This window comes from Jeotgalibaca sp. MA1X17-3 (genome assembly GCF_021513155.1).
GTDB lineage: Bacteria > Bacillota > Bacilli > Lactobacillales > Aerococcaceae > Jeotgalibaca.
On sequence record NZ_CP090983.1, the window covers coordinates 2,188,291 to 2,209,224 of the forward strand.

Genomic DNA, 20,934 nt, shown 5'->3' on the forward strand with positions numbered 1-20,934 from the left:
GATTTTTTTCCCGGTCTCTCTTTTTAATTTATTCAACTGATTTTAATGCTTCAATCATATCTACATTTTTTAATTTACGATGCATGATAATCATCACTACTGCAGAAAACACCATGGATAACAATGCTGAGTAAAGATAGCTCAGTGGTAAAATCGTAACTGGAAATAGCATGAAGTCAACTTCAACCATTTTCAGAACGACTCCACTCAATACGCTTCCCAGAATAAATCCAAAGAAAATTCCTAGTAACGTTAAGATAAAGGTTTCCCGATAGATATACATACTAACTTCCAAATCATAAAACCCTAAAACTTTAATAGTTGAAAGTTCTCTAATTCGTTCAGAAACATTAATATTCGTTAGATTATATAAGACTACAAAAGCTAGTGCTGCTGCTGATATAATCAGAACCAGTGTAATCACATCTAGGCTCTCCAATGTATCTGCAAAGGCACGATCGATTGTGTCTATGAAGGTCACTACTGCTACTTGTGATCCATCCATTACTTTTGAAGCAAAATTATCTTCCCATTTACGATCTTCTTCATATAAAAGTAAATCTGTATTGGGAACATATTTTTCTGAAAAGATATCTTCATATACTTTAGTTGTTAAATAAAGATAGTGCCCGGTATAGTTTTCGGTGACGGATTGAATCGGAATCGTATACTTCATCTCTTCATCGTCACGAATAACTAGTTCATCTCCTGGACCAACATCCATCAGAATGGCTAGTTTCTCAGAAATGATGGCTCCTCCATTTGTTAGTTCATAAGGAGTTTGTTTATTGCGATCTTGTAAACGTACAAACTCCGACAATTCTTCTGTACTTTCCGGAACAAAGACGGTTACATCTTGAAGGTTGACCCCTTCTTTTTCTACTTTATAAGCAGATTGTAAAACGTGAAGATGATCTTCTATTTCAGAATACTCTGCAATGGTCTCATCATATTCTCTTAGGTCACTCGTTGTTTGGTCTGGTTTCAAAGCTACTACTGCCTGATACCGCATCACATCGCCAAATTGGGTCTCTGCTAAGCCAGAAATAGAGTCCTTAAGAGCAAAACCAGTCAAAATTAATGCTGTACAACCCGCGACTCCAAAAATAGTCATAGAGTTACGAGCTTTATAACGTACTAAATTCCGTACCGTTATTTTAGCGTTAAATCCTAAACGACTCCAGATAAAAGGAAATCTTTCTAAAAACACTCTTTTTCCAATCTTGGGAGCTTTTGGACGCATCAATGATGCAGGATTTTCTCGTAAGGTTCTCGTAGTCGCTAGAATAGATGGCCCAACCGTGCAAAGCATTGCTATTAAGAAAGCAATCAGTGCGTAGGATAAATAATAGTGAATACGAATATCTGGTAAGTTATAAAGGGAACCATATGCTCGATAAATAATAGTAGGAAATAAATTATATCCGAATATCAATCCGAAAATCGTACCTGCAACTCCAGCAATTATTGAATAAACTAAAAACTTCTGTGCGATATCTATATTTCCATATCCAAGTCCTTTTAATGTTCCCATTTGTTGACGCTGTTCATCTACCATTCGGGTCATCGTTGTAAAACTAACGAGCGCTGCAATCATGAAGAAGAATACAGGGAAAATAGATGCGATGGCTGACATACGATTGGCATTATCTTGATACTCTTGATAGCCAGGATTAACCGAACGATCTTGCACGAAATAAATCGGTTCATCTAATCGCATTAACTCACTCATTGCTTTATTTATTTCTACTTGACCATCGGCAATTTCTTTTTCAGCATCCACTCGTTTTTCTTCGAATTCATTGAATCCTTCTTGATAGTCTGCTTCCCCTTTTTGAATATCATTTAAAGCTTCTGCTAAAGCTGTTTCCCCTTCTGCTTTTTGATTGGCTAATTCAGCTTTTCCTTGATCTAATTTTTCTTGGCCTATTTTTAACTCATTGCTTGCCGCTTCCAGTTCGGTACGAGCAGCTTCTAGTGCTGCACCTTGTTCTGAAAACTGAGCATCTGCTCCAGCAATTTGCTCTTGTACGCCTTGCATCGCCGTTTGAACTTCTGACAACAAAATAGTACGTGCTTGTTGAAGATTTTGTTCTTGCGTTTCTAATGCTTTTGCTTCCTCCATTAATCGATTCTTCGCTACTTCTAATTCTTGACCACTTACCAATAACGTGGCTTGTCGTGCTTCCACATTAAGTTCTTGAATAATCGCTTCATCATTTGCAATGGAGGCTTTTTTGCTATCAATTTCTTCCTGAACTTTTTGAAGTCCTTGAAGTTCATTAATTTCCGTTGCGACAAGCCCCTCCATATCAGTCGCTGAAAGGCTTCCGTCTAAATATTGGAGGAATGACTGATGAAATGGTAGTACTTCTTCAAGGCCGTTCCATATGCCTCTCATCTCCTCCTTGCGCTCTTCCGTTAGTTCCTCAAAGTTTTCCGAGAGGAAATCTTGAGCAGTCTCTAATTGGACTTGGCGGGATTCTAACTGAGCAGATGCAAGTTGTTCTTCTAGTATTTGTAAAGCTTCTGTTTCTTCTGCAATTTTTTGCTTTAATCCTTCTGATTGTTGGATGTGCTCATCCAAGGTCAATTGTGCTTCTTCTAATTGCACTTCTTGGGTATCAAGTGTTTTTTGGTGTGCCTTCATCTGGGCTTTTGCATCTTCAATAGCTGCTTCACCATCCAACAATTCTTGAATACTTTGAGCCAGCATTTCGCCTTCTTCACCTGGAATTGGATTTTGAGCCAATCCTTCTAGAGAAATAGCAGAATCTACCTGTTGCAACAGACTTTCTTTTTGGATTTGCCAAGCTGCTTTTGCATCTGCATATTTCTTGGCATTTTCTTCCCAAGTAGCAAGTCCTTCTTGGTAGTCTGACCATCCATCATCAATCGTTTGTTGCTGCTGAGCGATTTCTACTTCTGCATCAGCTATTTTTTCATCAAATTCTTGTTTTTGCTGATTGTATTCCTTTTGACCTTCATCTAATTCCTCTCGGCCTTCTTGAAGTTCTTTTTCAGCTTTACTTAGTTCTTCTTTTGCATCTTCTAATTTCTGCTCTGCTTTTCTGATTTCTTTCTTTCCTTCAGCGCGAATTTCATTCACTCTTTCTAAAGGACGACCATTTAAAGCTAGCTCTATTTCTTCTTTTTTACTTTCTACTTCATCATCATATTCATTCGTATACGCAATTAGTTTTTCATCTACATCAACTTGCACATACGTTTCTGTATAAATTTCCCCATGAATATCCTCTTCGAAAACAACACCAAATCCATCTAGGTTCCCTTTTCCTACTTGGGTATTCCCACGATTGATTCGATCAATATAGACAGGAGAGTTTACGAATCCTACAACCTTGTACGCTTGTTCTTCTAAAGTGATAGCGGAATCTACTTCTATTTCAGATTCCTCTGTATCTTCTTCGTTATCTTCTTCATCTTTTGCTATCTCATGATTAAACCGAATCATATCTCCCACTTTGAATTTCGATTCAAATACCTGATTGGCATCCAATGCAATTTCCCCACTTTTTTCAGGAAGTCTTCCGGAGATAATTGCATATTGATTGGGGCTTTCTTTTTCATCTTGCAAAGGATAAAGTTTTACTAGAAACTCTTCTTCCTGCATATCAATATCAATGGTTCGCATAGGGGTAGCTTTAATGTCTTCAATTTCATTGAGTACCTCTACATCTTTTTCTTCTATTCCAAAATTAGATAATACTTTTAGATCAAAGAGTTTATAGTCTGCATAATATTGATCAGCCGTATCCAGCATATTCGGTCCGGTTGCTTTAATTCCTCCAAAGAAACCCACACCTAATAAAATAATGGCAAAAAGAGCCAAAAACCTTGCTTTATTATTCCAAATTTCGATCCAAATATCTTTCCAGAGAGCTTTCTTTTTCATATCATCAGCCCCTTACCACTCTATTTCAGAAACAGGTTTCGGATTTGGGTTTTCATGTATCGCACGAACTTCAGCATTATTAATCTCAATCACTCGATCTGCCATAGGAGCAATTGCTTGATTATGGGTAATGAGTACAACAGTCGTACCTGTATCACGACACGTATTTTGTAGCAATCGTAATACTTGTTTTCCAGTTTCGTAATCAAGTGCTCCCGTGGGTTCATCACAAAGAAGTATTTTGGGCTGTTTCGCAATCGCTCGAGCAATTGCTACACGTTGCTGTTCTCCCCCAGACAATTGAGCGGGAAAATTATCCATTCGCTCCAGCAAACCTACGTCCGTCAAAACTTCTACCGCATCTCGTGCGCGACCGGAAATCTGAGAAGCTAGTTCGACATTTTCTTTTGCGGTTAGATTAGGGACCAGATTATAAAATTGAAAAATAAATCCTACATCTAAGCGACGAAAGGTCGTTAATTCTTTGTTAGAATATTTACCAATGTTTATTGTATCAATGATAATATCCCCTTCATCGGCCTTATCCATTCCTCCTAAAATATTTAGAACGGTCGATTTCCCGGCTCCAGAAGGTCCCAAAATCACAACAAATTCACCTTGATTAATATCAAAACTAATTTTATCATTTGCAACAATCGTTGTTTCACCCATTTTATAAAATTTACTGACATCTTTTAATGAAATATAAGCCATTTGCTTCACTTCTTTTCTCTATACTTTATTCATCTCATCCATTTAAATGATTATACCGTACCTTACAAAATTTATACAAAATAACAGATTTTTTCAAGTTAAAAAAGCACCCTAGACCCAAATAATGGTCCATGATGCTTCACGTAAAGATAGGCTACTGTTTAGTCTAAAATTCTTGAAAGTAAACTTCCCAGATAAGGTACTCTTTTATTTACTGGTTCATCAGGATAACCAACTTTTAATATTTGAACAACCGAATAGTCACGGGGGACGTCTAGTCTATTTTTCCATTCTGGCATATTTAAAAGACGTAATTTTTCTTGAGGTGCTGAGAAACTATAGCCTAGTAGCAAGTCTGTAATTTGTAATTGCATAGTAGCCATAATCATTCCCGTATAAAAAGAAATTAACTCAGTTGACAGCTCACCATCTTTTACAGAAATAACAAAAAAGACTGGTCCACCCGCTCTCAATTCTCGACTGGTATCTTCAGAAATATCGGTTAGTTCTTCTGAATCTTTCTCCATTAATACCTCTTCGCTACGAATCATGGAGATATGAAAGAAGTCACCTATTATTTTTTCTGGAATAGCTCGTCGTCCGGATTTTTCAATTTCTTCAATCTGTGCATTGGTCAGTTTAATTTGTTGGTAGCCTTTTGCCGATTGAGATAATTGGATTACTTTTGAAAAGTTCATAAGTATCGTCCCCTTTAGCTTATTTTCTCTATTATACTATACTTTCAAAATGTTTTTCATGGAAAGAAAAACTAATACCTATCAAATAGCGTTTTGCTCCTTCATTATGTTAAAATAAACCGAAACCTAAATGTGGGTATAAAACAAAGGATAGAATGGAGAATATATAAAACATATGAAACATCAAGTGATCGTAATCGGCGGAGGTTCCAGTGGGCTGATGGCTGCATGTACCGCAGCAAAAGCAGGTGCTCAAGTCACACTCATCGAAAAAAATAAAGTTTTAGGCAGAAAAATGCTTTTAACCGGAGGCGGGCGTTGTAATGTCACCAATAACCGTCCTGAATCTGAAATTATTGCTCATATTCCAGGAAACGGTCGTTTTCTGCATGGAGCGTTCCATCAATTCTCGCAATATGACATTATGAACTTTTTTACAAGTAAAGGAGTCGCACTGAAAGAGGAAGATCATGGAAGAATGTTTCCAGTCACGAATAAGGCAAAAACAATCTTAGAAACGTTTATTGAAGAATTAGAAAATCAAAAAGTTACGGTACGAACCGATGCTATTGTTGAAAAAATTCTGTTTGATTCTGAGAATGCTATACGTGGATTAAAATTAAACACTGACGAAGAAATTCCGGCAGATCGAATCGTTCTTGCTACCGGAGGGAAAACATATTCGCGAACGGGTTCTACTGGAGATGGCTATCTTTTTGCCGAATCTGCAGGTCATACGATTACAGAACTATACCCTACCGAAGCCCCTATTACTTCCCCAGATTCTTTTATTGTAGAAAGGATTCTAAAGGGCTTATCTTTAAGAGACGTGAAGATGTCTGTTAAAAATAAAAAAGGTAAAGTAGTTGTTAGCCATCAAATGGATATGATTTTCACACATTTTGGCGTTTCTGGTCCCGCTGCTCTTCGTTGTTCGATGTTTGTTCATCAAACAAAGAAACGGGATAAAACGGATACGGTCCAGATGTCTTTGGATGTTTTCCCTGATCAAAGCGAACAGCAAGTAGAACAGTCCTTACGAAAACTCATAAAAAGCGAACCAGAAAAAAGTGTTAAAAATGGCTGGAAAGAACTTCTACCGGAGCGATACCTCTTATTTGGATTGCAACAAGTAGGAATCGATGAGCATAGTCCTTTAAAAACACTTGTCTTAAAAGAAATTCAAGACTTTGCACACTTCTGTAAAGATTTCCCATTCCAAGCAGATGGTACACTTCCTTTGGACAAAGCCTTTGTAACCGGTGGTGGAGTCTCAACTAAAGAAGTGAATCCTAAAACGATGGAAAGTAAAAAAGCAAAAGGCATGTATTTTTGCGGTGAATTACTAGATTACAATGGCTATACGGGAGGCTACAACATTACCGGAGCCTTCGTTACGGGGCATACTGCTGGAACCCACGCGGCTACAGATAAATAAACTAACAAAAATAAAAACATCAGGCCCCTCAAAAGGATTAACTTTTGAGGGGCCTGATGTTTTTCTATTCCCTTTAAATAAATGAGACTCTATTTGCTTCTTTTTTGAACGATGGATACTTTCAAATAATCACTCGTTTGACTTCCTTTTGGTATTGGGAAATCTTCTGGCAATCTGAATTCTTCTAAAAGTGTATATTGCTGTTTTTTGTTACGGAAAGCTGTTTCAATATCATCTCTAAAGTTTTTACGTTTATAGTTGGCAGCATTGGAAGACAGAATAAATACAGCGTCTGGTGCAGAGATATCAATCAAATCTTCAATCATTTGTCCATAATCTTTAGAAACAGAGAACACTCGTTTCTTTGTACGAGCAAAACTTGGCGGATCTACCACAATGACATCAAATTGCAAACTCTTACGTTTTGCAAATTGAATGTAATCAAACACATCCATTACCCGAATAGTGGACTCTTCTGGATCTAGTCCATTTAAAAGAAATTGTTCTTTCGTTTTATCTTTAGAACGGTTTGCTACATCGACACTAGCTGTATGAGAGGCTCCTCCCATTGCTGCTGCTACGGAGAATGCTCCAGTATAACTAAAGGTATTCAGAACTGATTTCCCAGCTGCATAACGATCTTGAAGAGCTTGACGCACTTCACGTTGATCTAAGAAAATACCAGTCATCCAACCTTCATCTAAATATGCGGCAAAGTTCAAGCCGTTCTCTTTAACAACAAGCGGAGCTTCTGCTTCTTCTCCCATAATTAACTTACTTGTTTGGCCATCTTCACGCTTGTAACGATATTTTTCATAGATTCCTACTATATCAGGAAAGACTTCATTAAATGCAGATAAAATTTCTTCTTGATACAAATAAATCCCTTCACTGTACCAAGAGAAAACAACATATCCAGCATAATAATCAATCGTAAGTCCAGGAATTCCATCTCCTTCACCGTTAAACAAACGATACGTATTCGTTAACTCATCGGACATTAGCTTTTGTCTTCTTTCAAATGCATGGTAAAATTGTTGGAGAAAGAAGCTTCCATCGAAATCAATATCATTGGTACGACTAAATACCCAGCCAACTCCTTTATTTTGTTTTGCAAGGTAAGCTTGGGCTACAAATTCTCCCTTTTGGCCTACTAACTCAACAATTTCCCCTTCTTTAAATGTAATTTCATTAGGAAAACATACTTCTTGTAATAAGGGATTTCCCTTTTCTATATCTTTTTGTGCTTGTCTTTTTATGGATATACTTCTTTTTTGTTTCATTTTTCTCCTGCTTTCTTTTTTTAATCGTCATCTCAGCTATTTCGGTTCTATTCAGTATACCGTATTTGATTCGTTTATGAGTCTTTTATTAGAAATCTCTTTTGTATTCGCTCCCATCATTTGACTATAAAAAAATTAAATTTTATAATACACATACTCATGGAAAGATTACGTTTAATTTTATCCATATAAAATTTAGGAGGTACCAAATTGAAAATAACTTTAAAAGAAACCTTCTTTAAGAAATATGGTTTCTTTCTCATAGCCATTTTACTCTTTTGGCTGAAAACGTATCTTGCTTATCATTTAGACTTTTCATTGGGTGTAGATGGGGCCTTTCAGCAATTGATTCTTTTCTTGAATCCATTAGCAAGCACAATTTTTATTTTCGGATTATCCCTATTCTTTTCTGACTCTAAAAAAAGCAATCGTGCTTTACTCCTTCTTTACTTTTTAAACTCTCTATTACTATTTTCAAATATTCTTTATTATCGAGAATTCTCAGACTTCATTACGATAAAATCTATACTTAGTTCTGCTAGTATCACAAAAAGTATCGGACCAAGTATTTTTCAAATGTTCAAGTTAACGGACATTGTCTATTGGATTGACTTCATTTTGATGATTCATTTGTATAGAAAGAAAAAAACATCACAAATTTCTTATTCACTTAAGAAAAAAATGGCTTTTACTACTATGATTGTTTCTATTCTAGTTTTCCTATTCAATTTAAATCTTGCAGAAATTAGCCGACCACAATTATTAACACGAACCTTTGACCGTAACTACATTGTAAAGTATTTGGGTCTCAATGTGTATACTATTTATGATGGTGTTCAGACTGCAAAGGCAAATTCTGTTCGTGCCAGCGCAGATAGTTCAGATATGGCTACTGTATTAGATTATTTAGAAGACCATCACGCTGAACCAAATGAAGCCTACTTTGGAAAAGCAGAAGGTCGAAATATTGTCTACGTTCATTTAGAAAGTATGCAACAATTTATCATTAATCTATCCATGATTGAGAAAGATGGAACGCAAAGTGAAGTAACTCCTTTCTTGAATAGTCTGTATGACAACGAAGATTCGATTAGTTTTTCTAATTTTTTCCATCAAACAGGTCAAGGAAAGACAAGCGATGCTGAACTATTAATGGATAATTCTCTATTTGGATTACCACAAGGTTCTGCCTTTACTCAAGCTGGTTCGGATAATACCTTCCATGCTGCACCACAAATTTTAAAAAATAAAGGCTATACGAGTGCTGTTTTCCATGGAAATGTAGGTAGTTTTTGGAATAGAGATAATACGTACAAAGCAATGGGATACGATTATTTCTTTAGTGCCGAGACTAGTTATACTTTAAATGATGAAAACTCTTTGGAATATGGCTTGAAAGATAAATTATTCCTACAAGAATCCGTGCAGTATCTAGAACAAATGGAACAACCTTTTTATACGAAATTCTTGACGGTATCAAATCATTTCCCATTTCCTGAAGATGAATTAAATACAGTCTATGAAATACCAGAGACCCCGGATTCAACGGTTACAGGTTATTTTAATACTGCACATTACGCTGATCAAGCAGTGGAAGAGTTTTTCCAATACATGAAAGATTCAGGTCTCTACGAAGACACCATCTTCATTTTATACGGAGACCATTTTGGAATTTCTAATTCACGTAATACTACTCTTGCTCCTTTGTTAGGAAAAAGTTCGCGAACTTGGGGAGAATATGATAATGCTATGTTACAAAGAGTTCCGATGATTATTCACATTCCTGGATTAGGCAATGGAAGTATCCAAGATACTTATGGTGGACAAGTAGACGCTTTGCCAACCTTAATGCATCTATTAGGAATTCAGACAGAAACATACGTACAATTAGGCCAAGATTTATTATCAGAAGAACGAAACCAGATTGTTCCCTTCCGAAATGGAATTACAATCACTCCTGAGTACACAATCATTGGAAACTCTATTTATGATACAAAAACAGGCAATTCAGCTCTGATGAGCTCTGAAGACAGTGTTACTGATTATCAAAATGAAGTTAATAGAATAAAAGAAGCCTCTCAAAAACAATTAATGATTTCTGATCAAATTATAAACGGAGACCTTCTACGCTTCTACTCTCCAGCAGACTTTATTCCTGCTGATAGAGATGCCCATAATTATTTAGATTCTCCTGCACAGTTGTTGGAAGATCGAAAAGAAGCTGGTGACGAAGGAACCTCATTGATTCAACAAAATAACGGAAAATCAAGTGTCCCTCTTTACAAAACGGATGCTCCAGAATTTCCAGCAAATCAAACAGAAACAGAACTAGACTCAGAAAATACTAGTAGCGAAAAAGAAGTCTTAGAAACAAACCTTCTAGAATAGCACCTACTAATCTAAAAAAAGAAAGCCGCTAAAGTTGACGTTCAACTTTAGCGGCTTTCTCTTTTTATTTTTCTATTATATTTTTAGGTGGAAATTGAATTGTAAATGTAGTTCCTTTCCCTAGGATACTTTCCACTTCAATTTCACCTTGATGACTTTTTACTAGTGATTTTACAATGGCTAAACCTATTCCTGATTCGCCAAATTTATTGTTTTTTCTAGAGATATCCGCTTTATAATATCTTTCCCAAATACTTAAAATATCCTTTTTATCGATTCCTTGTCCAGTATCACGAACCTTAATAATCGTTCCCTCTTTTGTTTCTTCTGCCTCTAAATGAATATTCCCATTTTCAGTAAATTGAATAGCATTTGTAGTTAAGTTAACGAGAATTTGAATGAAACGATCATAGTCTGCATAGATTTTCATATCAGGTGTTTGGATGATCACTTCTATTTTATTACCTTTACTCGTGGCTTTCTTTTCCAGTTGTTCTTTTACATTTTGAAGAGCATCTTGAGCAAGAAACTCTTGTTTTACTAAAACGATTTGATCAGAACGAATCTTTTCATAATCTAAGTTTTCATTTACCATACGAATCATTCGGCGAGTCTCATTATGCATGATGGTGAGACTTCTTTCCTTACTTTTTTCAGGAATCATATCATGTTCTAACCCTTCAAGAATTCCATGAATCGTCGTTAATGGCGTTCTCATCTCATGTGCAACATCCATCATAAATTGACGTCGTAAATTTTCCTGTCTTTCAATCTCTTGTTGGGAGTCTTTTAACGAACCTACCATCAGATTGAAATCTTGAGATAGTTCATCAAATTCATCACGATGATGATTTTCCAGTGAAATATCAAAATTTCCTTGAGTGATCTCACGTGTAGCATTTCTCATTCGAACAATCCGACGAGATAAATAATTTGCAAACCCAATACTAATAATAATAGAAATCCCACCTGAAATTAGAACGGTTAAAAGAGAATTTGTACGTATTTCTTCGATTTGTTTTTGAATCCCACTAACTGGTGAAGCTACTGCGACAAATCCAGAAAAATTAGTAGAGGTTCTGTTAAATAAGGGTAAATACACTGTTACGATTGAAAAATCTTCATTCATAAACCCACGATCTCGTTCTGTAAGAGAAATTCTTTCTCCTTCTTGTAATCGTTGAATATCTTCTTGAGATAGTCCACTAGAATACTGATGATTGGCAGTCGTCGGATATACTAACTCATCTTTCTTATCGTAAATAGCTAAAATAACATCTTGATTGGAAATTACTTTAATTCCATTTTCGATATCCTGAATAGACATATTTTGGTCAATCACTGATTCTGCATACCCAAACAGTTGTGCTTCTTTATCTTCGTAAATATTCGTTACTAAAAATCGAATAAAAATAATTCCTGAAGTAGCTACCGTTATTAAAACAACGATGAAAAAAGCAATAATTTGTTTATAAAGGTATTTCAATGATCCACCACTCCGTTCAATCCTGAATCATCAAACTTATAACCAACACCCCAAACCGTTTGAATAACTTGTGGTCCTGCTATTTCTATTTTTTGACGAAGCTTTTTAATGTGAGCATCGATGGTTCGTTCATCTCCAAAGTAAGGATCTTCCCAGATACTTGTTAAGATGTGCTCCCTTGAAAACACTTGTCGCGGATGTTCTGCCAACAACGTAAATATTTCGAATTCCTTGGGAGTTAAACTCTCAATAATTTCCCCATCCAAATAAGCTTCTCTAGTTGAAATACTGATTTTTACATGTTGCGTTACAATATCAAAACGACTGGCATCTTCTTGTCCGTTATCACCTGTTTTTGTAAGTTGAGATCGTCTGTATAATGCCTTCATTCGTGCCATTAGAGTTAAGGGACTGAATGGTTTTGTTACATATTCATCTGCACCAATTTCTAAGCCTATCACTTGATCACTTTCGGAATCACGGGCAGTCAGCATGATAATCGGTACATAATTTGATTTTTTTCTGATTTCGCGACACACTTGCATCCCGTCCATACTTGGCAGGTTCAAATCAAGAATAATCATGTCCCACTTTTCACTATCTTCATTAAATACATCCAATCCTGCTTTCCCATCGGTTTGAAATTCAACATCCCAATCTTCTTTTTCAAAAAACATATTCATCATTTCGCAAACTGCTTCATTGTCTTCAATCATTAAAATATTCATGTTCTTCACCTTTTCCTTTTTTATTTTCATGAATCAATGATGTCTTTTTTATAGCTCCTTAGATTCTTTAGAGTTCTTCTCAAGAATAGTTTACCAGAATTCTTTGAACAATCTGTGAATTTCTTTAGTAGATATTGCTTTTTAAAAGGGAAACTCTTTCTTTTGCGTATATTAATAATAGAAACGAAAGGAGAGAAAAAAATGAATCAAGTATCTTTGTTAGGAAGATTAGTTCGTCCCATTGAGCTTCAAGAAGTAGGTAGTGATCGTGTGGTTTGTAACAACACACTTGCGATTCAACGATTACGAAAGAAAGATGATACTCAACCTCAAGCTGATTTTATTCCTGTAGTATTTTGGGGGAATACCGCTCGTTTGTTACACCAGTATTGTGGAAAAGGAAATCAGATTGGAGTAAATGGACATCTCGCTTCAAGGTCCTACACAAATAAACAAGAGCAACAAGTTTTTGTCGTTGAATTGATTGCGGAAGAAATCCACTTTGTAGAATCTAAAAAAGAAGCAACCAGTACAGAACCCGTTTTCTAAAATAAAAGCAGTGAAAGAAACCGAATTTTCCGGTGTTCTTTCACTGCTTTTAGATTAATGCATGATTTCCATATTTTTTAGTTTTTCTGCATATTCATTAATTTTTCGAAGTCGATGGTTGATCCCTGATTTAGAGATTAGTCCACTTGGAACCATTTCACCTAATTCTTTCAGACTTACGTCAGGATTTTCAATTCGCAAAATAGCAATTTCTCTTAACTTTTCTGGAAGCTTATCCAATCCCACTATTTTACTGATGAATTCAATATTGGCTATTTGTCTAGCTGCTGCATCAATGGTTTTATTCATATTTGCATTTTCACAGTTTACTAAACGGTTTACCGAATTCCGCATATCTCGTACAATCCGGATATCTTCAAATTTCATCATTGAATTATGGGCACCGATTAACGCTAGAAAGTCTGCTATTTTTTCTGCTTCTTTGAGATAGGTAATATATCCATTGCGACGGTCAATGGTCCTTGCATTTAGATCAAATTTATTCATAATCGTACAAATATCTTGATTATGGTCTTCATAACTTGAATAGATTTCTAAATGGTAGCGACTTGTTTCTGGACTATTCACTGATCCACCCGCTAAAAAGGCTCCTCGTAAATAGGAACGTTGTTTTTGATCATTTTCCATAATCACGTCCGCTACTTTTGTCTTAAAATGAAAGCCATCAAAAATATTTAAGTCATGCAAGAGTTCTTTTACTCCTTGTTTTACACGCACAATATAAATATTATTTTTCTTTAGTTTCATTTTTCTACGGACCAGTAACTCTCCTTCTGTTTGATAATGATCTTTTAAAAGAGAATACATTCGTCTAGCAATTGCTGCATTTTCCGTTTGAATATTTAAAATTAATTTTTGATTATAGATACTGACAGAACCACTCATTCGTATTAATGCAGTCAATTCTGCTTTTGCATGTTCACGATGCACTTCCAAGGTTGTTAGTTCTTTTTTCACTTCAGATGCATAAGACAATCATTATTCCTCCTCACAGGCTTTTGACTTGATGCTTCAAAATGAATTTGCCTACTTTCTTCTTAAAAAGAAGTTTCAGAAAAAGTTGTCTTTACATTCCACATACTGGAAGTTAGATTTAATATTTCATTTGTGACTTTTTCACCATCATGGTAAACGCCACCTTCTTTTAAATTCAAGAAATCCGCTGAAATGACACGGCAATTCTCATCACGTAGCGATTGAAAATCGTGCGTAACTTGAAATAGGTATTCCTCATCTGCTTGTTGATTCAAGTATTGTTCCGGGACTTTCTCTGTATTCACTAACACCGTATTGATAAATTTAGTGTTCAAATGTTTGTGCAACACCTTAACATGCTCTGCATCAGAAAAATTTTCTGTTTCTCCTAATTGAGTCATAATATTACAGATATAAACAACTTCAGCTTCTGTATCAATAATTGCTTGTCCCAAATCAGGAATCATTAAGTTGGGTAGAATACTCGTATATAAGCTTCCTGGTCCTAATAAAACAATATCTGCTTCCATAATAGAACGAATAACATCTCTTGCGGCTTGTGATTCTCGTGTTTCATCATCGAGCGGTTTTACATAGACTCTCTCGATTTTTTTTCGAAACTGAGCAATTTTTGATTCCCCTTTTACTACTTCTCCATCTTCAAATTCAGCAAATAGCATTAATGGTTCTTCTGCTGCTGCATAAATTTTCCCACTCACATTCATCATTTCAGATAATGTATTAACCGCATCAAAGACATTCCCCTTCATTTCTGCTAGAGCAGCAATAATTAGGTTTCCAATCGCATGACCTGATAAAAAGTCATCTTTGGAATCAAAGCGATATTGAAAGATATCTTTTTGAATTTGAGGTAAATCAGAAAGAGCAATCATACAGTTTCGGATATCACCAGGAGGAACGATATTCACATAGTCACGAAGAATACCACTACTTCCACCATCATCTGCGACTGTGACTATGGCTGTTAAATCCACATTTAGTTTTTTTAATTGGTTAAGGATAACTGGTAAGCCTGTTCCTCCACCAAGTACAACCATCTTTTTTTGTCGTTTTTTTGGCTTTTCATTCATGACCGATTAGTTGCCTCTTTTCGTTTACTTTTATCACGATGCGAAATATTTACGGTGTACCCATCATTTTGTAAATGAAGTCCAATTCTTTCCGTTAAGGCTACTGAACGGTGTTGACCTCCTGTACAGCCGATTGCAATCGTAACACTAGCTTTTCCTTCTTTCTTATAACCAGGAATAATATAATCCAGTAAGTCTGTAAATTTACGATAAAACATTTCTGTTTCTGGTTGTTGCATCACATAATCATAAACGGGTTTATCTAAACCTGTCAATGGACGAAGCTCATCAATATAGTGCGGATTTGGTAAAAAACGTACATCCATCACGATATCTGCATCAATTGGAGAACTATATTTAAAACCAAAAGACTGCATTTCAATATGGAAAACACTTTGATCATTTGTACGGAATTTACTTAAGATTTGTTCACGTAATTTCCGAGGTGAAGTGTTACTTGTATCAAAGACCCATTGAGATCGATTTTGTATATCTTTTAGTAGCTCACGCTCTTTTTTTATTCCTTCTATTACAGTACCACCCGTTTGAGTAAGAGGATGATTTCTTCTCGTTTCTTTGTAGCGAGAAACAAGCGTTTCATCAGATGCATCAAGAAAGATAATTTTTGTAGTCACAAAGGAAGTGTTATCAATACTTCCAATTGAACTTAATATTTCTTCAAAGAACGCTCTCGATCGCAAATCAATTACAAGACAAACTCGTGTGATCTTGCCAGATTCTTTTACCAATTCCCAAAATTTAGGTAATAAACTTGGAGGCATATTATCTACGCAATAATATCCAAGATCTTCAAATGTCTGTAAAGCAACGGTCTTTCCGGCACCGCTCATCCCTGTTATAATCACCAATTCCAATGTGTCAGCCATGGTAATACCTCCTCTTTCTACCTTCAAAATTCATTATAACACACCGGGCGTGTCACATGTGTATTTTACTTCTATTTTCTTTTCACGTACTTTACTTTTATCAAAGAAATACGCACTTCTAATCTTCATCTATTGGAGTTGGTTTGAACATTCTGGCAGCTTGTATGGCCATTTTCCAATTTTCATAGAGCTGCTCTCTCTTTTTCTCACTAAACTCTGGTTGAAACACATGCTCTTGCTCCCAATGGTTGCGAATATCTTCTTTGCTTTCCCAAAAGCCAACTGCTAATCCTGCTAGATATGCAGCACCTAAGGACGTTGTTTCCTTTACTTTAGATCTTGTTACGGATGTACCTAACATGTCACTCTGAAATTGCATCAAGAAATCGTTAATGGAAGCTCCACCATCTACTCGCATATCCGAAATGGTTAATCCCGCATCTTCTTGCATGGCTTCTACTACATCCTTTGTTTGGAGGGCAAGCGATTCTAGCACAGAACGTACTAAATGAGATTTTGTTGTTCCCCTTGTCAAACCAAAAAAAGAGCCTCTTACTTCTTGATCCCAATAAGGAGATCCTAAGCCTACAAACGCCGGAATAAAATAAATATTTTCATTGCTACAAACTTCTTGTGCCATCTTTTCTGATTCCTCAGCATCTTCAATAAAGCCCAATTGATCACGGATCCATTGAATAGCAGAACCAGCCACAAAAATACTTCCTTCTAATGCATACGTTACCTTTCCTTCTATACTATAAGCGATTGTAGTTAGTAAACCATTTTTTGACTGCACAGGATGTTCTCCTGTATTCATAATAATGAACGCTCCTGTGCCGTAAGTATTTTTAACAATTCCCCTTTCAAAGCCCGCTTGTCCAAAAAGCGCGGCTTGTTGATCGCCAGCAACACCCGCAATCGGAATGTTCGCACCGTAAAAATGATATCCCACCGTTTCTCCTACAATTCCAATTGAATCTTTTACGTGAGGCAATATCGTACGAGGAATCTGTAATTCTTTCAAAATTTCATCATCCCAATCTAAATCATAAATATTGAATAACATCGTCCGACTAGCATTGGTGTGATCGGTGACGTGAGCTGCCCCACCCGTTAACTTCCATATAAGCCAAGAATCAATCGTCCCAAATAAAAGTTCTCCTCGCTCTGCTCGATCTCTAGCACCTTCTACATGATTTAAAATCCAACTGATTTTTGATGCAGAAAAATAGGAATCAATACGTAAACCTGTTTTTTTACGAATCATCTCTTCTAGGCCTTTTTTTCTCCACTCATCTACAATTTCTGCTGTTTGTCTAGATTGCCATACAATGGCTGGATAAATCGGGTCTCCTGTTTTTTTATCCCAAAGAATAGTCGTTTCTCTTTGATTGGTAATCCCAATTCCTGCAATTTGGTACGGTTGAATATCACTTCTGATTAATGCATCTGCTATAACACTTTGGACCGACACCCAAATTTCAATGGGATCATGCTCAACCCATCCTGGTTTAGGATAGGATTGAGTAATTTCTTTTTGAGCGGTCATCACTGGACTTCCTTCATGGTCCCAGATAATCGCTCGTGAACTAGTCGTTCCTTGATCAATAGACAAAATATATTTTTCTACATTTTTATCACTATTTGTGAAAGTCATGAGAGCGTTCCCCTTTTTTAATATTCATTTTCCTTATCGTATCATGTGGCTTTCTTTTTCACCATATCTACTATTTTCAGTTCAAAGAAATAGACACTTAAAAACAATATGTTTATATTTTTATCGAATGGATACAAGCCTATTTTCGAAAAATCTTATATCGCCGTTATCCCTATACCTAAAGGGTTGAAAGTAATTTATTTCTTATAATTTCTAGTATAAAACCCTTCCATTTTTTGCAATTAGCTTCTATTATTGAGATGATAGTTTAACCATGTGTGCAAAAAAAAACAAAATGGTAGGAGTGGACTGAATGATAGAGTTTAAAAATGTTACAAAATTATATCCAAATGGCAAAAAAGCAGTAGATGATATCTCTTTGTCTTTTGATAAAGGCGAATTTATCGTATTTATTGGTACAAGTGGAAGTGGGAAAACTACTTCTATGAGAATGATTAACCGAATGCTCGAACCAACCTCAGGTCAAATTTTGATTAATGGGAAAGATATTCAAGAGCAAAACGCTGTAGAATTACGCCGAAAAATCGGCTATGTTATCCAGCAAATCGGTTTAATGCCTCATATGACGATTTTACAAAATATCGTTTTGGTACCGAAGTTATTAGGCTGGTCAGAAGATAAACAGAAAGAAATCGCAAAAGAATTAATTGCTAGAGTAGATTTACCAGTTGACTTTTTAGATCGCTATCCTTCTGAACTTTCTGGAGGACAACAGCAACGAATTGGTGTTATTCGTGCCTTGGCTGCCGATCAAGATATTATTTTGATGGATGAGCCATTTGGTGCATTAGATCCAATTACACGTGATGCACTACAAGAACTATTAAAACATTTACAACAAGAATTAGGAAAAACGGTCGTATTTGTTACTCATGATATGGATGAGGCTTTGAAATTAGCCGATCGAATCGTTATTATGGCAGAAGGTAAAGTCGTTCAATTCGATACTCCAGATAATATTTTAAAAAATCCTGCTAATGAATTTGTTGAAAGTTTTATTGGAGAAGAACGTTTAACTCAAGCACAGACCAACTTAAAAACAGTTGATCAAATTATGTTACGTAAACCAGTAACAATGAGCCCTGACCAAAGTTTAGGTGAAGCAATTAAAGTGATGCGTTCTCGTCGTGTAGATAACTTATTTATTACGGATGAAAATGATAAACTTCTAGGGTTATTAGCAGTAGAAGGAATTGAGAAAAACCGTCGCCGGAATGTCACGATTGGCGATATCATGGAAGAAGTTATGTTCGTCCGGGAAGGAGCTCTCGTTCGTGACGCGTTGCAAAGAATTTTAATCCTTGGATATAAAAATATTCCAGTTGTTGATCATAATGATCATTTAATGGGCTTAATTACCCGTGCATCTATCGTTGATATGGTATACGACTCCATCTGGCAAGATACAGATTTTGGTGAAATAGACGATGTCATTGAATCAACTTCGGTGGCAGAAATCGAGATGGCACCTGAAAAGGAGCTGATTGAATAATGGATTTCTTACAAGCAAATGGACCCGCTCTTCTTTATAAAACAGGCGAGCATTTCCTTATTTCCATCATTGCCTTGGTGTTAGGTGCTGTAGTTGCCGTTCCATTAGGGATTTTATTGACTCGTTCTGGAAAAATATCTCGTTATGTAATTGGATTTGTTTCCGTTTTGCAAACGGTACCTTCTCTGGCTCTTTTAGCCTTGATGATTCCTTTATTTGGAGTTGGAAAATTCCCAGCAATCATCAGCCTATTTATCTATTCCCTATTACCTATCCTACGTAATACGTATATTGGAATCAATAACGTAAACGAAAATACCGTGGATTCTGCCAAAGGAATGGGAATGACCGAAACTCAATTAATTTCAAAAGTAAAATTACCGTTAGCCGCTCCTGTGATCATGTCGGGAATTCGATTAGCCGGTGTCTATGTTATTGCATGGGCAACACTCGCTTCTTATATTGGTGCTGGTGGATTAGGTGACTTCATTTTTAATGGTCTGAATGTTTATGATCAAGAAATGATTATTTGGGGTACAATTCCTGTTACTATTTTGGCACTTCTTTCTGATTTCTTACTAGGAAAAGTAGAGACTGCCGTTACTCCTACACTAACTTCCGAGAAAGGAGCAGCATAATGAAAACTTTCAAAAAATTGATTTTAATTCCCATCTTGATGCTTTTTCTTTCTGCTTGTTCTCTTCCTGGATTGGGAGCTACGTACTCTAGTGATGGAGTAATCATCACAGGGGGTACTACTACGGAAGCACAAGTACTGGCTTATGTAGTAGAAGGAATGGTAAAACATTATCTTCCAGAAGTACCGGTCGGATTAGTAAATAATCTAGGGTCTTCTACTTTAAACCACCAAGCTTTAATTGGTGGGGATGCAAATATTTCAGCTGCTCGTTATACGGGTACTTCTTTAACCGGTGAATTAGCACAAGATCCGATTACCGAACCAGAAGCGGCATACGCTGCTGTAGTAAAAGGTTTTGATGAGAAGTTTGATCAAGTTTGGTTCCCTAGTTATGGTTTTGCTAATACGTACGCGTTTCTTGTAACAAAAGATTTTGCAAAAGAAAATAATGTTTCTAAAATTAGCGATTTAGAGCCTGTTATTGGTTCTTTAACAGCAGGTGTAGATAAATCCTGGATGGAACGTGATGGAGATGGATACCGTGCTTTTAAAGATATTTACGGTTTCGATTTTAAATCTGTTTACCCTATGCAAATTGGTTTAGTATATGATGCATTAGAAGCGGGTAGCATGGATGTCGTTTTAGGTTATTCAACAGATGGTCGAATTGCAAGTTACGATCTCATCGTACTAGAAGATGACAGAAATCTATTCCCACCTTATGATGTCAGCCCAGTTGCTACAAAAGAAATTCTAGAAACATACCCTGAATTGGAAACTGTTTTATTGAGATTACAAGATGTCTTCACTACTGAAGAAATCCAACAACTCAATTACGATGTGGACAATGATTTAGTAGAACCAAAAAAAGTAGCAGATGACTTTTTAGAAGAAAATAATTATTTTGAAGATAAAGACGTCGTACTTCCAGAGGAGAATAAATAATGGAT

General features: G+C 36.1%; 16 protein-coding genes. 6 read left to right on the top strand and 10 right to left on the bottom strand.

Features of this window, described 5'->3' with window-relative positions:
• Positions 1-28: 28 nt before the first annotated feature.
• The 3 genes from LZ578_RS10910 to LZ578_RS10920 form a co-directional block, all read right to left on the bottom strand.
• Positions 29-3,916, bottom strand: coding sequence for an FtsX-like permease family protein (locus tag LZ578_RS10910; RefSeq protein WP_235145204.1), 3,888 nt, complete (start codon positions 3,914-3,916; stop codon positions 29-31).
• A gap of 12 nt (positions 3,917-3,928) precedes the next feature.
• Positions 3,929-4,630 (bottom strand): ABC transporter ATP-binding protein, encoded by a 702-nt coding sequence (locus tag LZ578_RS10915; protein ID WP_235145205.1) that lies wholly within the window; start codon positions 4,628-4,630, stop codon positions 3,929-3,931.
• 161 nt (positions 4,631-4,791) lie between these two features.
• Positions 4,792-5,328, bottom strand: a complete 537-nt coding sequence (locus LZ578_RS10920) for a hypothetical protein (RefSeq protein WP_235145206.1) — start codon at positions 5,326-5,328, stop codon at positions 4,792-4,794.
• A 175-nt stretch (positions 5,329-5,503) separates the two neighbouring features.
• Here LZ578_RS10920 and LZ578_RS10925 point away from each other — a divergent pair, with 175 nt between their 5' ends.
• Positions 5,504-6,766, top strand: a complete 1,263-nt coding sequence (locus LZ578_RS10925) for an NAD(P)/FAD-dependent oxidoreductase (protein WP_235145207.1) — start codon at positions 5,504-5,506, stop codon at positions 6,764-6,766.
• Positions 6,767-6,855: 89 nt separating this feature from the next.
• Here LZ578_RS10925 and LZ578_RS10930 read toward each other — a convergent pair whose 3' ends face one another.
• Positions 6,856-8,049 (bottom strand): class I SAM-dependent rRNA methyltransferase, encoded by a 1,194-nt coding sequence (locus tag LZ578_RS10930; RefSeq protein WP_235145208.1) that lies wholly within the window; start codon positions 8,047-8,049, stop codon positions 6,856-6,858.
• A 210-nt stretch (positions 8,050-8,259) separates the two neighbouring features.
• Between LZ578_RS10930 and LZ578_RS10935 the strand changes: the two genes are divergently transcribed.
• Complete coding sequence (locus tag LZ578_RS10935; protein WP_235145209.1) at positions 8,260-10,437, top strand: LTA synthase family protein; 2,178 nt, start codon at positions 8,260-8,262, stop codon at positions 10,435-10,437.
• 64 nt (positions 10,438-10,501) lie between these two features.
• Here LZ578_RS10935 and LZ578_RS10940 read toward each other — a convergent pair whose 3' ends face one another.
• A complete protein-coding gene (locus LZ578_RS10940; RefSeq protein WP_235145210.1) occupies positions 10,502-11,923 on the bottom strand; it encodes a HAMP domain-containing sensor histidine kinase in 1,422 nt (473 codons plus the stop codon).
• Positions 11,920-12,651, bottom strand: a complete 732-nt coding sequence (locus LZ578_RS10945; RefSeq protein ID WP_235145211.1) for a response regulator transcription factor — start codon at positions 12,649-12,651, stop codon at positions 11,920-11,922. Before LZ578_RS10945 ends, LZ578_RS10940 begins: the two co-directional genes overlap by 4 nt.
• 201 nt (positions 12,652-12,852) lie before the next feature.
• On the opposite strand from LZ578_RS10945, the gene LZ578_RS10950 reads away from it, so the two are divergent.
• Entirely contained in the window at positions 12,853-13,200 is a 348-nt protein-coding gene (locus LZ578_RS10950; protein ID WP_235145212.1) for a single-stranded DNA-binding protein, read from the top strand.
• A gap of 54 nt (positions 13,201-13,254) precedes the next feature.
• On the opposite strand, the gene whiA is transcribed toward LZ578_RS10950, so the two are convergent.
• From whiA to glpK, 4 genes are all read right to left on the bottom strand, one after another.
• Positions 13,255-14,196 (bottom strand): DNA-binding protein WhiA, encoded by a 942-nt coding sequence (gene whiA, locus LZ578_RS10955; protein WP_235145213.1) that lies wholly within the window; start codon positions 14,194-14,196, stop codon positions 13,255-13,257.
• A gap of 62 nt (positions 14,197-14,258) precedes the next feature.
• Positions 14,259-15,287 carry a YvcK family protein gene (gene yvcK, locus LZ578_RS10960; protein ID WP_235145214.1) on the bottom strand — a complete coding sequence of 343 codons (1,029 nt, stop codon included), beginning with the start codon at positions 15,285-15,287 and terminating at the stop codon, positions 14,259-14,261.
• A complete protein-coding gene (gene rapZ, locus LZ578_RS10965) occupies positions 15,284-16,174 on the bottom strand; it encodes an RNase adapter RapZ (protein WP_235145215.1) in 891 nt (296 codons plus the stop codon). Before rapZ ends, yvcK begins: the two co-directional genes overlap by 4 nt.
• A 118-nt stretch (positions 16,175-16,292) precedes the next feature.
• A complete protein-coding gene (glpK, locus tag LZ578_RS10970) occupies positions 16,293-17,831 on the bottom strand; it encodes a glycerol kinase GlpK (RefSeq protein WP_235145216.1) in 1,539 nt (512 codons plus the stop codon).
• A 313-nt stretch (positions 17,832-18,144) separates the two neighbouring features.
• On the opposite strand from glpK, the gene LZ578_RS10975 reads away from it, so the two are divergent.
• Genes LZ578_RS10975 through LZ578_RS10985 form a run of 3 tightly spaced genes read left to right on the top strand, consistent with a single transcriptional unit; the run spans position 18,145 to position 20,929 of the window.
• Positions 18,145-19,344: a betaine/proline/choline family ABC transporter ATP-binding protein gene (locus LZ578_RS10975; RefSeq protein ID WP_235145217.1), complete on the top strand. Its 1,200-nt coding sequence runs from the start codon at positions 18,145-18,147 to the stop codon at positions 19,342-19,344.
• Positions 19,341-19,982, top strand: a complete 642-nt coding sequence (locus LZ578_RS10980; protein ID WP_396326762.1) for an ABC transporter permease — start codon at positions 19,341-19,343, stop codon at positions 19,980-19,982. The genes LZ578_RS10975 and LZ578_RS10980 overlap by 4 nt, the downstream gene beginning before the upstream one ends.
• Complete coding sequence (locus tag LZ578_RS10985) at positions 19,982-20,929, top strand: osmoprotectant ABC transporter substrate-binding protein (protein WP_235145219.1); 948 nt, start codon at positions 19,982-19,984, stop codon at positions 20,927-20,929. The genes LZ578_RS10980 and LZ578_RS10985 overlap by 1 nt, the downstream gene beginning before the upstream one ends.
• Positions 20,930-20,934 lie beyond the last annotated feature (5 nt).

Excerpts from the sequence above, each read along its gene's own strand:
- LZ578_RS10910 (WP_235145204.1), bottom strand. The coding sequence starts at position 3,916 with ATGAAAAAGAAAGCTCTCTGGAAAGATATTTGGATCGAAATTTGGAAT.
- LZ578_RS10915 (WP_235145205.1), bottom strand. The coding sequence starts at position 4,630 with ATGGCTTATATTTCATTAAAAGATGTCAGTAAATTTTATAAAATGGGT.
- LZ578_RS10920 (WP_235145206.1), bottom strand. The coding sequence starts at position 5,328 with ATGAACTTTTCAAAAGTAATCCAATTATCTCAATCGGCAAAAGGCTAC.
- LZ578_RS10925 (WP_235145207.1), top strand. The coding sequence starts at position 5,504 with ATGAAACATCAAGTGATCGTAATCGGCGGAGGTTCCAGTGGGCTGATG.
- LZ578_RS10930 (WP_235145208.1), bottom strand. The coding sequence starts at position 8,049 with ATGAAACAAAAAAGAAGTATATCCATAAAAAGACAAGCACAAAAAGAT.
- LZ578_RS10945 (WP_235145211.1), bottom strand. The coding sequence starts at position 12,651 with ATGAATATTTTAATGATTGAAGACAATGAAGCAGTTTGCGAAATGATG.
- LZ578_RS10950 (WP_235145212.1), top strand. The coding sequence starts at position 12,853 with ATGAATCAAGTATCTTTGTTAGGAAGATTAGTTCGTCCCATTGAGCTT.
- yvcK (WP_235145214.1), bottom strand. The coding sequence starts at position 15,287 with ATGAATGAAAAGCCAAAAAAACGACAAAAAAAGATGGTTGTACTTGGT.
- rapZ (WP_235145215.1), bottom strand. The coding sequence starts at position 16,174 with ATGGCTGACACATTGGAATTGGTGATTATAACAGGGATGAGCGGTGCC.
- glpK (WP_235145216.1), bottom strand. The coding sequence starts at position 17,831 with ATGACTTTCACAAATAGTGATAAAAATGTAGAAAAATATATTTTGTCT.
- LZ578_RS10975 (WP_235145217.1), top strand. The coding sequence starts at position 18,145 with ATGATAGAGTTTAAAAATGTTACAAAATTATATCCAAATGGCAAAAAA.
- LZ578_RS10985 (WP_235145219.1), top strand. The coding sequence starts at position 19,982 with ATGAAAACTTTCAAAAAATTGATTTTAATTCCCATCTTGATGCTTTTT.